The sequence below is a fragment of the Nonomuraea rhodomycinica genome (assembly GCF_013363995.1).
Lineage (GTDB): Bacteria > Actinomycetota > Actinomycetes > Streptosporangiales > Streptosporangiaceae > Nonomuraea > Nonomuraea rhodomycinica.
Window position 1 is genome coordinate 1,008,122 of record NZ_JABWGO010000001.1, and the last position, 13,871, is coordinate 1,021,992.

Consider the following 13,871-nt stretch of genomic DNA (forward strand, 5'->3'; position numbering starts at 1 on the left):
GGATGGCATGGCACATCTGTTAATGATCGAAAGCTGGGTCGGGGCGATGAGCGCGCTGCTGCCGCGCGCCATCCGCGACGCGGGGCACCGCTTCACCTTCCTCACCCGCGACCTGCACCACTACCTGCGCGCCTCGCCCGGCGCCCGGTCGCATCCGCTGCTGGCGGCCGACCATGTGCTGACCGCGGAGACCAACGACCTCGCCGAGCTGCTCGCGCAGGTGGAGCGGCTGCACGAGGCGCTCGGCTTCGACGGCGTGCTCTCCTCGTGCGACTACTACCTGCCCGCCGTGGCCGAGGTCGCGGCGCGCCTGGACCTGCCGGGCCCCTCGCCGGAGTCGGTACGCCGGGCCTGCCGCAAGGACCTCGCCCGCGCCGCGCTCCGCGACGCCGGGCTCCCCGGCCCCCGGTTCGCCCTGGCCGCCACCTGGGAGGAGGCCGTGGAGGCGGCGAACGGCCTGGGCTACCCGCTGGTCGTCAAGCCGGTCGACCTGTGCGCCGGCATGTACGTACGGAAGGTCCACGACCAGGCCGGGCTGCGCACGGCCTTCCTCGACCTCGCGGGGTTCCCCGTCAACGCGCGCGGCCAGCGGCGGGTGCCGCTCGTCCTGCTGGAGGAGCTGCTCACCGGGCCGGAGGTGAGCGTCGAGACGGTCAGCTTCGGCGGTGACGTCCACGTGGTGGGGGTGACCGGCAAGAGCCTGGCCGGCGAGCCGTGGTTCGTCGAGAGCGGCCACGTGTTCCCCGCCGCCCTCGACGCCGGACTGGCCGGGCAGGCGGCGAAGACCGCGGCGGCCGCGGTCGAGGCGCTCGGCCTGGAGCTGGGGGTGGCGCACACCGAGCTGCGCCTCACCCCGGCCGGCCCGGCGCTGATCGAGGTCAACCCGCGCCCGGCGGGCAACCAGATCACCGAGCTGGTCCGCCGGGTCACCGGCATCGACCTGCCGATGGTCCACGCCAGGCTCGCCGCCGGGGAGCGGCCCGACCTCACTCCCGCCGAGACCGGGGTGCGCAGCGCCGCCATCGCCTTCCTGCTGCCCGAACGCGCCGGGCGCATCGCCACCGTGCACGGGACCGGCGAGCTCGCCGCCGCCCCCGACGTCGTCGACTGGTCGGTCCGGCCGGCCGGGCACCAGGCGGGCGAGCCCACGAGCAACAACGGCTACCTCGGCCACGTCATGGTGACCGACCTCGCCGGCGGCGACGCCGGGACGAGGGCGGAGGCGCTGGTCGCCGCGCTGAAGGTCGAGTACGAACGATGAACCTGACGACGCTGACCAAGCGGGCGCTCGCCGGCGAGCTGGGCCCGGAGCCCGCGACGGAGCGGGTCAGCACCGCCTTCACCACCCGGCAGGGCGTACGGCACGACTCGCGTGGCCGCGCCTACCGCAACCACGTGGTCAGCCTGCGGGTGGGCCGGGCCGTGGGCTCCTGCGCCGTCGAACCGGACGAGATCGCCGATGCGACCGTCGAGGAGTGCGTCGGCGCGTCCGTCGCCGACCTGCTGGCGCATCGGGCGCCGGCGATCCGCGTGGCCGCGCTCGACGCCTACCTGATGGCGTCCCGCCCCCACTGGGGTGAGCGGGTGACCGTGCCGGCGGGAACGTCCCTGGACAAGTCCCTGGCACGGGCGGCGGCCGTGACGGACCTGCTGCCCGCTCACGCCGAACGGGTCCTCGTGGTCGGCGTGGTCAACTCGTTGCTGCACCGCCTGCGCGAGCGGGGCCTGCGTTACGTGCCGTGCGACCTCAAGGGCGGCGCCACCGAGTGGGGCGAGCCGGTGGTCACCGACCTCACCCAGGCCCTGGACGGCTGCGACTGCGTGCTGGCCTCGGGGATGACCCTCGGCAACGGGGGTTTCCCGGTCCTGCTCGACCATGCCCGCTCCTGGGGCAAGCCGCTGGTGATGTACGCCCAGACGGGCAGCGCGATCCTGCCGCACTTCCTCGGCGCGGGGGTCACGGCGGTGTCGGCCGAGCCGTACCCGTTCTTCTGGCTCGACGGCGGCGACACCGTCGTCTTCCGTTACAGGGAGCGGCCGTGAACGAGCTGTTGTCCCTGGCCGGCGGCACGCCGCTGGCCCGGATCACCGCCCCGCTCCCCCATCCGCACGGCGGGTTCTGGGCGAAGCTGGAGGGGTTCGGCGTCGGCGGGATGAAGGCCCGCGCCGCCGTGTCGATGCTCACCGCCGCCCGCGCGCGCGGCGACCTGGCTCCCGGCGCCCCCGTCGTGGAGTCCACCAGCGGGACGCTCGGGATCGGCCTGGCCTTCGCGGGGCAGTGCCTCGGGCATCCGGTCGTCCTGGTGGTGGACGACGAGCTCGAACCGGGGATGCGGGCCCTGCTTCGCGCGTACGGGGTGCGCCTCGAGGTCGTGGACCGTCCCCACCCGGGGGGCGGCTGGCAGCGGGCACGGCTGGACCGGGTACGCGAGGTGCTGGAGCGGCTGCCGGGCGCGTACTGGCCCGATCAGTACAACAATCCCGACAACCCGGACGGGTACGCCTCGCTGGCCCGGGAGCTGGCCGAGCGGCTGCCGCACGCCGACGTGCTGGTGTGCAGCGTGGGCACCGGCGGGCACAGCGCCGGGGTCTTCCGCGGCCTGCGCCGCTACTGGCCCGGCCTGCGCCTGGTCGGGGTGGACACCGTGGGCTCCACCGTGTTCGGGCAGCCCGCGCGGCTCAGGCTCATGCGCGGCCTGGGCAGCAGCATCCATCCGCGCAACGTGGCGTACGAGCTGTTCGACGAGGTCCACTGGCTGGGTCCGGTCGAGGCCGTGGACGCCTGCCGCAGGCTGGCCCGCGGCTCGTTCGTGACCGGCGGGTGGAGCACCGGCGCGGTCGCCAGGGTCGCCGCGTGGACGGCGCGCAGGGAGCCCGGCGCCACCGTGGTCTCGATCTTCCCGGACGGGCCCGACCGGTACCTCGGGTCGATCTTCGACGACGACTACTGCCGGGACCGCGGCCTGCTGGGGCGGCCCCACGACCAGCCCGTGGAGATCGCGCATCCGCGCGCGGTCGAGGTGTCCGGCTGGGCCCGCTGCCGCACGGTGGCCGACCCGCTGCTCGCGGAGGTGCCGGCGTGAGGCTCACCTGGAGCGTGACGCGGCTGGCACTGCGCGAGCCGCTGCGGATCTCCCGGTCGGTGATGACCGGCAGGGACGCCGTCGTGATCGCCGTCGAGCACGAGGGGCTGCGCGGCCACGGGGAGGCGGTGAGCAGCGTCCACCACCGGCTCGACGTCGAACGGATCACGGGCCTGCTCGGGCGGCTGCGCCCGGCGCTGGCGGAGCAGGCGAGCCCGGAGGAGGCGCTGGAGGCGGTGCCCGATCTGCTCGCCGGCGCTCCCGGCGTGCTCGCCGCCGTGGACGCGGCCCTGCACGACCTGGCGGGCAGACGACGCGGCCTGCCGGTCCACGCGCTCTTCGGCACGCGCTGGTCCGACACCGTGACCGCGTTCACCGTGGGCATCGGCCAGGACCACGTCCCCGCCCTGCCCATGCTCAAGATCAAGCTGGGCGGCGGTGACGACGTCGCGCGGGTGCGCGCGATCCGCCGCGCCGCGCCGGACGCACGGCTGCTCCTGGACCCCAACGGCGCCTGGACGCCCGAGGCGGCGGTCCGGATCCTCGACGCGGTCGCCCCGCTGGGCGTCGAGGCGGTCGAGCAGCCGATCGCCCCCGGAGCCCTGGACGACCTCGCCTGGGTGGCCGGACGTTCGCCGATCCCGGTCGTCGCCGACGAGGACGCGGGGACCCTGGAGGACGTCGTGAACCTGCCGGACGCCGTCCACGGCGTGAACGTCAAGCTGGCCGAATGCGGTGGCCTGTCGGCGGCCCGGCGGATCGCCGCGTACGCCGCCGGCCGCGGCCTGGAGCTCATGCTCGGCTGCCAGGTGGCCAGCAGTCTGGGCATCGCGCCCGCCGTCCACCTGGCGCCGTCGGCCCGCTGGGTCGACCTGGACGGGCACCTGCTGCTCGCCGACGACCCGTGGACCGGCATCGGCGGGCACGACGGCGTGCTGCGGCTCGGCGGGGAGCCCGGGCTGGGGGTGCGGCCGGCATGAGAGAGCTCTCCTGGGCCGTACGGCTGCTGCTGGTCAACCAGTTCGGCGTCAACACCGGCTTCTATCTGCTGGTCCCGTACCTGGCCGGCCACCTCACCAAGGATCTGGGCCTGTCGGCCGCGGTCACGGGCGTCGTGCTGGGGGTGCGCAACCTCAGCCAGCAGGGCCTGTTCCTGGTCGGCGGCTCGGCCTCCGACCGGCTGGGCGCGCGTCGCGTGATCATCGCGGGGTGCGCGCTGCGGGCCGTCGGATTCGGGCTGTTCGCGTTCGGCGTCACGCTGCCGCTGCTGCTCGCGGCGGCCGTGCTCAGCGGGCTGGCCGGGGCGCTGTTCAACCCGGCCGTCCGCGGGTACATCGCGGTGGCCGCCCCCGACAAGGCCAGGGCGTTCGCGCTGTTCAACGTGTTCGCCCAGGCGGGGGCGCTGTGCGGGCCGGTGCTCGGCGGCGCGCTGCTGCTGGTGGACTTCCGCGCCGCCGCGATCACCGCCGCCGTGATCTTCGCGGTGCTGACCGTCGCGCAGGCGTGCGTCCTGCCCGCGCGCGAGGTGACGCCGAGCGGCTCGTCCGTGCTCGGCGACTGGCGGCGCTGCCTGGCCGACCGCCGCTTCCTCGCCTTCACCCTCTCCCTCAGCGGCATGTACGCCCTGCAGAACCAGCTCTACCTGGTCCTGCCGCTCGCCGCCGAGCGGGCGACGGGCACGGCGGGCTCGGTGGCGCTGCTGTTCCTGGTGTCCACGGTGGCGACCCTGCTGTTCCAGGTGCGGATCACCAAGCGGCTGGAGGCGGCGACGACCCGGGACCGCGCGATGGCGTGGGGCCTGGCCGTGATGGGTGCGGGCTTCCTCGTCCCCGCGCTGCTCCCGGGCGTCGTCCCGGTGCTGGTCGCGGTGCTGGCGCTGGCCTTCGGCGTGATGATGGCCCACCCGTTCGTGTACGAGCGCATCGGCGCCTTCGGCGGCGAGTCGCTGGCCGGCACCTACTTCGGCGTCTTCTACCTGGTCTCCGGGGCCGTCGCCGCCGTCAGCACCGCGCTGATCGGCTGGGCGGGCCCGGCCGGGTTCGTCGTGTGCGCGGCGATCGGCCTGACCTGCGCGACCGCCGTCCTGCTCCTCGAACGCCGCGCGGCGGTGCCCGCGTGAACTTCCTGACCGACCACCCCGCCCTGTACGAGACCCAGTTCCCCGACCCGGACCACAAGGCGGCCCGCTTCGTGGACGACCAGGTTCGCCGCTTCGGCGGCGGGCCGCGGCTGCTGGACGTCGGCTGCGGCACCGGCCGTGACGCCGGCCACCTGGCCCGCCTCGGCTACGACGTCACCGGCGTCGACGTGTCGCGGCCGATGCTGGCCTACGCGCGCGAGCGCCACCCCGGGGTGCGCTTCGTCCACGCCGACATGCGGGACTTCGCGCTCGGCCGCCGGTTCGACGTGGTGACGTGCCTGGACAGCGCCCTGCTGTACTGCCACACCAACGCCGAGCTGGCCGCCTTCATGGAGCGCTGCCGCGAGCACCTGCGCCCCGGCGGCCTGCTGATCGCCGAGATGCGCAACGGCGCGCACTTCCTCACCCACCCGGTACCCGAACCGTTCACCCGCGCCGTCACCCACGGCGGCGTCACCTACACCTCCCGCACCGAGTTGTGGCTGGACCACGCCGCCCAGCTGCTGCGCCGCCGCCGCGTCTGGTCCTGGCCGGGCGGCGGGCCGCTGGAGCAGCGCTCGGCGTGGCGGCTGCTCTTCCCGCGGGAGCTCGCCTATTTCCTGGCCGTGGCCGGCTTCGAGCTTCTGGACCTGTTCGACCAGCCAGGGCCGCGGGCGGAGCCGCACGACGGCCCGCCCCTGTCCGCCGACCGACTCCACGTCGTCGCCCGATCCGCGAAGGACCCCCATCATGCGTGACCACCTCAGCCGCCGCGGCTTCCTCGGCCTGACCGCCGGAGCCGCGCTGCTCGCCGGATGCGGCACGGGCGGCGCCTCCTCGTCCTCCTCCTCTTCGTCCTCCTCCGGCGGCGGCGGAAGGCTGCGTGCCGTGTTCGCCGGCGGCGGCGCCACCGAGGTGCTCGACCCGCACCTGGCCAACCTGTTCAACGAGGCCGCCCGCGCCAAGGCCCTGTACGACAAGCTCGCCGACCTCGGCTCGGACGTCTCCCCCCGGCCCCGCCTGGCCGAGAGCTGGGAGCCGAACGCCGACTTCACCCGCTGGCGCGTCACCCTGCGGCAGGCGACCTTCCACGACGGCCGCCCGGTGCGCGCCCAGGACGTCCTGGCCAGCTACGCCAGGATCACCGACCCGGGCAAGGCGTTCCGCGCCAGGTCCAGCCTCGCCCTCATCGACCTGCGCGACAGCCGGGCCGTCGGCGACCGCGCGGTCGAGTTCAGGCTCAGGCGGCCGTTCGCCGAGTTCCCGAACGTGCTGGCCGCCTTCGGCGCGTACATCGTCCCGGAGGGCACCACGGACTTCAGCAGGCCGGTGGGGTCCGGGCCGTTCTCCTTCGTGTCCTGGAAGCCGGGCAGCTCGGTGCTGCTCAAGCGCTACCCCGACTACTGGGAGGGCGCGCCGTCCGTCGAGGAGCTGGAGTTCCTCATCGCCAACGAGGAGTCCGCGCGGGTGAACGCGCTGCTCGGCGGCCAGGTCGAGTACGCCCACGACCTCACCCCGGCCTCCGCCCGCCGGCACGCGGGACGCGTCACGGTCATCCGCGCGCCCGGCAGCTCGATGAACGCGTTCGCGATGAAGGTGGACCGCGCGCCGTTCGACGATCCGCGCCTGCGGGAGGCGTTGTTCCTGCTCACCGACCGGCGGCAACTCGTCGACACCGTCATGCCCGGCGCCGGGCAGATCGGCAACGACCTGTTCGGCAAGGGCTACCTGCACTACGCCGAAAGCATCCCCCAGCGCGCCTTCGACCTCGACCGGGCCAAGGCGCTGATCAGGAAGGCGGGCGCGGAGGGACTCCCGATCGAGCTGACCACCTCCACGGCCGCGGCCGGCTTCGTCGAGGCGGCCACCGTCTTCGCCGACCAGCTGCGCGCCGCCGGGCTGAAGGCCACCGTCGTGAACGGCAGCAAGGACACGTACTGGTCGGACATCCTCACCAAGGGCTCCCTGGTCAGCTTCCGCTCCGGCGCGATGCCGATCGAGACCCACATCGCCCAGCGGCTGCTCTCCAGCTCCACCACGAACGCCACCCGGTGGGCCAGACCGGAGTTCGACGCCCTGTACGACAAGGCCGTCTCCGCGCCGTCCGCCGCCGACCGGGAGGCCGCCTACCTGAGCATGCAGCAGATGTTGCACGCCGAAGGGGGGCTGCTGGTGTGGGGGTTCGCCGACTGGATCGTCGCCACCGCGCCCCACGTGACGGGCGTACGTCCCGCGCCCGCCAACACCCTGGACTGGGCCAGGTTCGACAAGGTGAGACTGGCGTGAACCTGACCCGTTACGCCGCGCGCCGCCTGGCCGTCGGCGTCCTGCAGGTCACCGGGGTCGCCTGCCTGGTGTTCCTGATGGTGGAGTCGCTGCCGGGCGACGCCGCGGTGGTGCTGGCGGGCGACCAGCCCGACCCGGCCAGGATCGCGGCCGTCCGCGCCGCCCTCGGCCTGGACCGCCCCCTCGCCGAACGTCTCGCCGCCTGGGCAGCCGCCCTGGCGCACGGCGACCTCGGCGCCTCGCTCGTCTCGGGCCGCCCGGTCACCGGGATCGTCCTGGACGCGCTGGCCCCCACCGCCGTCCTGGCCGGACTCACGGTGCTGTTCCTGGTGCCGCTCTCGGTCGGGCTCGGGGTCGCCGCCGCCCGGCGCGAGGGCGGCCGGCTCGACCGCGCGCTGACCACGGTGAGCGCCGCGCTCTACGCGGTGCCGGAGTTCGCGCTGGCCATCGTGCTGGTGGCGGTCTTCGGCGTGGCGCTGGCGTGGCTGCCGCCGACCGGGCTCGGCGGGCTCACCGCCGCCGCCCTGGTGCTGCCGGTGTCGGTGCTGCTGGTCCGGCCCGTCTGCTCCACCGGGCGGCTGATCCGCTCGGCGATGATCGACGTCCTGGCCTCGCCGTACGTGCGGCACGCCCGCCGCCTGGGGCTGAACTGGTTCGCGCACGCGCTGCCCAACGCGCTCGCGCCCGCCGTGCAGCACCTGGCCCGCACCGTCGACTGGCTGCTCGGCGGCGTCATCGTGGTCGAGGCCGTGTTCGTGATCCCCGGACTCGGCAGCACCCTCGCCGACGCGGTCGGCCACCGGGACCTGCCGGTCCTGCAGGGGCTCGCGCTCCTGTTCGCCGCCACGACCGTCCTGGTGAACCTGCTCGCCGACGTCGTGTCCTTCCGGCTGGCGCCCCGCGCATGAGGTATCTGCTGCTCGCCGTGCCGCTGGTCGTGGCCTTCGCGGGGCCGCTGATCCCGTACGAGGTGGCGCGTTCGGCCTCCTTCGCCGACGTGGGCGTGCTCGGCACCGACTTCGCCGGGCGCGACGTCTGGCACCAGGTGCTCCTGGGCGGGCGGACCCTGGTGGTGACGGCGCTGCTGGCCACCGCCGGCGCGTACCTGCTGGGCGGCCTGTGGGGCCTGGCCGCGGCGAGCGCGCCCAGGATGCTCGACGAGGTCATGATGCGGCCGCTCGACCTGCTCATGGCGGTGCCCTCCCTGCTGCTGCTCCTGGTGGTGGCCGCCCTCGCCCCCGCCGGCGCGCTCGGCTGGATCGTCATGCTGGTCCACCTGCCCGACATCGCCCGCCTGGTACGCGCCTGCGCCCTGGAGGCCGGCAGCCGCCCGGCCGTGGAGGCCATGCGGCTGCAGGGTGAGGGCTGGTGGCGGATCACCGCCGGGTTCGTCGCCCGCTCCATGGCCCGCGTGCTCGCCACCGACGCGGGCACCCGGCTGACCGGCTCGCTCTATCTCATCGCCGCCGCGAGCTTCCTCGGCGTCGGGGTGCCGCCGGACGCGGGTGACTGGGCGGTGATGGTCGACCGCAACCGGGGCGGGCTCTTCCTCAACCCGTGGGCCGTGCTCGCCCCCAGCCTGATGATCGTCATGCTCGCCGTCGGGCTGAACCTCACGGTGGACCGCGTCCTGAAGGGGGCCCGTCATGCTCCACGTTGACGATCTCACGGTCACCGTGGCCGGGCGGACCCTGGTGGACAGGGTCGGCTTCACCCTTCCCGCCGCGCGGACCCTGGCCCTGGTCGGCGCGTCCGGCAGCGGCAAGACCACCACCGCGCTCGCCCTGCTCGGCGAGCACCCGCCCGGCGCCCGCGTCACCGGCCGCGTCACCGTGGCGGGGCGCCACGTCAGCGCCGTCCAGCCTCCGCCGCCCGGAACCGTCGGGTTCATCCCGCAACATCCCGCGACCGTGCTCAATCCGGTGCTGCGCGTCGGCACCGTGCTCCGCCAGATCGCGGCGCGCCACGGCACCTCCGTGCCCGAGGCCCTGCGCAAGGCCCGCCTCCCCCGCGACCGGGACTTCCTGCGCCGCTTCCCGCACCAGTTGTCCGGCGGGCAGCAACAGCGGCTCGTCCTGGCGCACACCCTGCTGGCCGGCCCTTCCGTGATCGTCGCCGACGAGCCCACCACCGGCCAGGACGCCGTCACCCGGGCCGAGGTCGCCGCCGAACTGTCCGGGCTCGGCATCGCGGTCGTCCTGCTCAGCCATGACCTCGACCTGGTACGGGACCTGGCCGACCAGGTCGTCGTGCTCAAGGACGGCCGCGTCGTCGAGTCCGGCCCCACGGTTATGGACCGGCCGCGTACCGCGTACGCCAGGGCTCTGGTCACCGCGCGCCCCCGCGTGCCGGAGCCCCGCGCGGAACCGGTCGCCCTCCTGGAGATCGAGGATCTCGGCGCCGGGATCCTGCGCGAGGTGACGCTCGACGTCGCCCGGGGCGAACGGCTGGCCGTCGTCGGCCGCTCGGGCAGCGGGAAGACGACCCTCGCCCGGTGCGTCGCCGGCCTGCGCCCCTGGTCCTCCGGCGCCGTGCGCCTGGCCGGCCGCCCCCTGCCCCGGCGGCGCGACCGCGCCGACCTGGCCCGCGTCCAGTACGTCTTCCAGAACGCCCTGGCCTCGTTCGACCCCTACCGCGCCGTCGTGGACCAGGCCGCCAGGACCGCCGTACGCCTGCGCGCCCTGCCCGTGCCCGCCGCCCGCCGGGAGGCCGTCGAGACCCTCGCCGCGCTCGGCCTGGACCACGACACCGCCCGGCGACGCCCCCACGCGCTCTCCGGCGGCGAACTCCAGCGCGCCGCCCTGGCCCGCGCCCTGCTCGCCCGCCCCGACGTGCTGATCTGCGACGAGATCACCTCCGGCCTCGACCCGGTCACCCAGGCCGAGGTGCTCGACCTGCTCACCGCCCTCGACGTGACGCTGATCGTCATCAGCCACGACCTCGCCCTGGCCGCGCGGATCGCCGACCGGGTCGCGGTCGTCCACGACGGCCGCCTGATCGAGCACGGCCCCGCCGGCCGGCTGCTCCACCGCCCCGCCGGCCGGCTCCTCCTCCCCGCCCCGGACCGATGAGCCACTTCCCGCCGCCGCGCTTCACGCACGTGGCCCGGCGTCCGCGCGGCGGGGCGGGGCGGGTTCAGGCCGCGTAGCCGAGCACGCGGTGCGGGGTGATCCGGATCGTCACGCGCACCCGTTCCGGAGGGAGCCGGAGGTACTCCTCCCCGCCGCCGGCGCCCTCGTACTTCTCCGCCAGCGCCGCCGCCAGTCGCCTTCCCTCGTCCTCGGTGACCGTCGCCGACCCGCGAACCTCGACGTACCTCTCGGGGTCCGCGAGGTCGAACACGCTCAGGCTGGCGCGCGGGTCCCGTTCCAGGTTGAGGACCTTGCGCCTGCCGGCCTCGGAGGAGATGACCACGTCGTCGCCGTCGGTGCCGACCCAGACGACCGAGGTCTGCGGGCTGCCGTCGGGGTTGAGCGTGGCGAGGATGCCGATGTTGGGGGCGTCGAGGATCTCGCGTGCGGAGTCGCTGAGGTGAACGCTCATGATCGACAGCTTACGTGCCCGGACGTCCCGAGGCCGAGGGCTCCGGACGGCGGTGAATCCGGCCTCCCGGCACAGGTCGAGCTGGTGCGGGCCGACGGGGACGGTCCATCCTCCTTCCAGCTCGACGCCGAGGTCGGCGCCGATGCTGATCGTGCGGGCCAGGAGCCGGGTGGTGAAGGCGCGCAGCCAGTCGCGTTCGGCGCGGCGCAGGGCCAGGGGGAAGGCGTGGTCGGCGAGGAACACCGGCTCGACCCCGTCCCGGGCCGCGGCGTCCAGCGCCCGGCCGGTCTCCTCGACGTACCGCGCCATCCGCTCGGCCCGGCGCTCCAGCAGGGCGATCACCTCGGTCCGGGGCAGGGCGAACATGAACATGAGCACGACCGTGAAACCGGAGGTGTCGTCTTCGGGACCGTCGAGCAACTCGCGCAGCCACGCTCGCAGGCTCGCCCGCCCCGCCTCCGTGATGTGGTGGACGGTCCGCTCGGGCCGGGCGCCCTCGCGGACCGTCTCCCCCTCGGTGATCAGGCCGGCGCCCGCCAGCCGGGGCAGGACGTCGTAGAACGACGCGTTCTTGATCTTCAGGGTGCGGTCGTGGCCGCGTTCGCGCATCTCCAGGCGCATGTCGTAGACGTGACGCGCGCGCTCGGCCAGCAGGCCGAGCACGGCCACGGTCATGGGGGTACGCAACGGGCGTGGCGGCATCGACGACTCCATGGTCGAACTCGACCAGACGAGATCGACTAGAGCGGATCATTCCCCCGCATGCCCGTGGCCCTGGGCCGGCCCTGTCGGTTCAGGTACGGGTCCAGCGTTGGTTGACGCCGCCGTTGCACGACCAGATGGTCAGCCTGGTGCCGTTGGCGGTGGCGTTGTTCGGCACGTCCAGGCACTTGTTCGCCCCGACGGCGGTGATGGTGCCGTCGGCGTTGAGCCGCCAGCGCTGGTTGTCCTGGCCGTTGCAGTCCCAGACGATGACGTTCGTGCCGTCGGCCGTGCCCCGGTCGTACACGTCCAGGCACTTGGTGCCGTAGACCCGCAGCTCACCGCTCGCCGTCGGCGTCCACTGCTGGTTCGCCTGGCCGTTGCAGTCCCAGATCTGCGCCTGCGCGCCGTTCGCCTGCGAGGCACCGGAGACGTCCAGGCATCTGCCCGACCCCACCCCCTTGATCGCCCCCGCGGGCGGGGGCGTGACGATGCCCCCTCCGGTCACGACGTACATGGCGGCGCCGTGCCCGGGGACCGACGCGCTGATCGTCCCGGAGGAGGAGGACGTCGTGTGCGCCCACAGGTCGCGCACCGAGTAGGAGGCGGCGGACCCCAGCCCCAGGGCGGCGGCGGTGGTCGAGACCGTCGAGGTGGCGGTGCCCCGGTTGAGCAGCACGACCGCGACGGAGCCGTTCGACATCGGCTTGCGCCAGACCTCCAGGTCGCCGCTGTCGCTGATCTTGTGGCCCTGCCTGCCGCCCCAGTCCTGGTTGACCGCGATGACCTCGGTGTTGGTGAGGATGGTGCGCGTGTCGGCGCTCATCGTGCGGATGTCGTTCCCGGCGAGGAGCGGCGCGTTCAGCAGCGACCACAGGCTGAAGTGCGCACGGCCCTCGGTCCCCGTCACGCCGCCGACGCCGACCTCCAGCATGTCGGGGTCGTTCCATCCGCCCGGGCCCGAGTACGCCTCGCGTCCGACCTGCTGGTCCAGGATTCCCATGATGGAGCCCCAGTTGGCCGCGATGTCGCCGGTGTCGCGCCAGGAGTTGCCCACGGCCATCCCCCACGTCCAGACGCTCTCCTGCCCCCAGTTGCACAGGCTGTACAGGATCTGACGTCCGGTCGCGGCCAGCGCGTCGCGCATGGCGGTGTACCGCTGCTGCCCGTTCAGGCCCTTGTGGTCGCCGCAGTTGTCGTACTTCAGATAGTCGATCCCCCAGGACGCCCACAGGGCCGCGTCCCGCCGCTCGTTGCCGAGGCTGGCCGGGTACCCCGCGCACGTCGTGGTTCCGGCGGAGGAGTAGATGCCGAGCTTGAGCCCCTTGGAGTGGACGTAGTCGGCCAGGGCCTTGATGCCGTTGGGGAACTTCTGCGGATCGGGCACCAGGTCACCGTTGGCGTTGCGGCTCTTGGTGGACCAGCAGTCGTCGATGTTGACGTAGGCGTAGCCCGCCGCCGCCATGCCGCTGGAGACCATGGCGTCGGCCGTCTGACGGATCAGGCCGTCGTTGACGTTGCAGCCGAAGCTGTTCCAGTCGTTCCAGCCCATCTGAGGGGTGCGGGCCAGGCCGTTGTCCAGGGCGGCGGCGGGCGAGCTCGCACCGCCGACCGCGACGACTGAGCCGGCCGCGAGTACCGCCGCCAGGGCTAAGCCAAGAAGGGTGCGCATGTGATACCTCCGGATACGGGGAGCGGGAAGGTCTCGGGGCGAGCCGCCAGGCGGCCGCGTCATGGGTCAGGCGTGGCTCCAGCGCTGGTTGGCGGCGCCGCTGCAGGACCAGATCTGGAGTCTGGTGCCGTTGGCGGTGGAGTTGCTCGGCACGTCCAGGCACTTGTTCGCCCCGACGGCGGTGATGGTGCCGTCGGCGTTGAGCCGCCAGCGCTGGTTGTCCTGGCCGTTGCAGTCCCAGACGATGACGTTCGTGCCGTCGGCCGTGCCCCGGTCGTACACGTCCAGGCACTTGGTGCCGTAGACCCGCAGCTCACCGCTCGCCGTCGGCGTCCACTGCTGGTTCGCCTGGCCGTTGCAGTCCCAGATCTGCGCCTGCGCGCCGTTCGCCTGCGAGGCACCGGAGACGTCCAGGCATCTGCCCGACCCCACCCCCTTGATCGCCCCCGCGGGCGGGGGCGTCGGC

At 74.0% G+C, this 13,871-nt stretch carries 13 protein-coding genes; 10 read left to right on the top strand and 3 right to left on the bottom strand.

Features of this window, described 5'->3' with window-relative positions; translation table 11 throughout:
- Window positions 1-7 precede the first annotated feature (7 nt).
- Genes HT134_RS04735 through HT134_RS04780 form a run of 10 tightly spaced genes read left to right on the top strand, consistent with a single transcriptional unit; the run spans window position 8 to window position 10,559 of the window.
- Window positions 8-1,261, top strand: a complete 1,254-nt coding sequence (locus HT134_RS04735) for an ATP-grasp domain-containing protein (protein ID WP_175598986.1) — start codon at window positions 8-10, stop codon at window positions 1,259-1,261.
- Window positions 1,258-2,043, top strand: a complete 786-nt coding sequence (locus tag HT134_RS04740) for a Rossmann-like domain-containing protein (protein ID WP_175598987.1) — start codon at window positions 1,258-1,260, stop codon at window positions 2,041-2,043. Before HT134_RS04735 ends, HT134_RS04740 begins: the two co-directional genes overlap by 4 nt.
- Window positions 2,040-3,083, top strand: coding sequence for a PLP-dependent cysteine synthase family protein (locus HT134_RS04745; protein ID WP_175598988.1), 1,044 nt, complete (start codon window positions 2,040-2,042; stop codon window positions 3,081-3,083). The genes HT134_RS04740 and HT134_RS04745 overlap by 4 nt, the downstream gene beginning before the upstream one ends.
- A complete protein-coding gene (locus tag HT134_RS04750; RefSeq protein ID WP_175598989.1) occupies window positions 3,080-4,063 on the top strand; it encodes an enolase C-terminal domain-like protein in 984 nt (327 codons plus the stop codon). The genes HT134_RS04745 and HT134_RS04750 overlap by 4 nt, the downstream gene beginning before the upstream one ends.
- Window positions 4,060-5,202: an MFS transporter gene (locus tag HT134_RS04755; protein WP_175598990.1), complete on the top strand. Its 1,143-nt coding sequence runs from the start codon at window positions 4,060-4,062 to the stop codon at window positions 5,200-5,202. The genes HT134_RS04750 and HT134_RS04755 overlap by 4 nt, the downstream gene beginning before the upstream one ends.
- Window positions 5,199-5,960, top strand: a complete 762-nt coding sequence (locus HT134_RS04760) for a class I SAM-dependent methyltransferase (protein ID WP_175598991.1) — start codon at window positions 5,199-5,201, stop codon at window positions 5,958-5,960. Before HT134_RS04755 ends, HT134_RS04760 begins: the two co-directional genes overlap by 4 nt.
- Window positions 5,953-7,488 (top strand): ABC transporter substrate-binding protein, encoded by a 1,536-nt coding sequence (locus HT134_RS04765; RefSeq protein ID WP_175598992.1) that lies wholly within the window; start codon window positions 5,953-5,955, stop codon window positions 7,486-7,488. Before HT134_RS04760 ends, HT134_RS04765 begins: the two co-directional genes overlap by 8 nt.
- On the top strand, window positions 7,485-8,396 hold the full coding sequence (locus tag HT134_RS04770) for an ABC transporter permease (protein ID WP_312887974.1): 912 nt from the start codon (window positions 7,485-7,487) through the stop codon (window positions 8,394-8,396). The genes HT134_RS04765 and HT134_RS04770 overlap by 4 nt, the downstream gene beginning before the upstream one ends.
- Window positions 8,393-9,148, top strand: coding sequence for an ABC transporter permease (locus HT134_RS04775; RefSeq protein ID WP_175598993.1), 756 nt, complete (start codon window positions 8,393-8,395; stop codon window positions 9,146-9,148). The genes HT134_RS04770 and HT134_RS04775 overlap by 4 nt, the downstream gene beginning before the upstream one ends.
- Window positions 9,135-10,559, top strand: a complete 1,425-nt coding sequence (locus tag HT134_RS04780) for an ABC transporter ATP-binding protein (RefSeq protein ID WP_175598994.1) — start codon at window positions 9,135-9,137, stop codon at window positions 10,557-10,559. The genes HT134_RS04775 and HT134_RS04780 overlap by 14 nt, the downstream gene beginning before the upstream one ends.
- A 64-nt stretch (window positions 10,560-10,623) precedes the next feature.
- Here the strand turns inward: HT134_RS04780 and HT134_RS04785 are convergent, their stop codons facing one another.
- The 3 genes from HT134_RS04785 to HT134_RS04795 form a co-directional block, all read right to left on the bottom strand.
- Window positions 10,624-11,706: a TIGR03618 family F420-dependent PPOX class oxidoreductase gene (locus tag HT134_RS04785; protein WP_175598995.1), complete on the bottom strand. Its 1,083-nt coding sequence runs from the start codon at window positions 11,704-11,706 to the stop codon at window positions 10,624-10,626.
- Window positions 11,707-11,824: 118 nt separating this feature from the next.
- Entirely contained in the window at window positions 11,825-13,405 is a 1,581-nt protein-coding gene (locus HT134_RS04790) for a lectin (protein ID WP_175598996.1), read from the bottom strand.
- A 66-nt stretch (window positions 13,406-13,471) separates the two neighbouring features.
- Window positions 13,472-13,871 (bottom strand): RICIN domain-containing protein (locus tag HT134_RS04795; protein ID WP_175598997.1); only part of this gene is annotated, 400 nt, incomplete at its 5' end.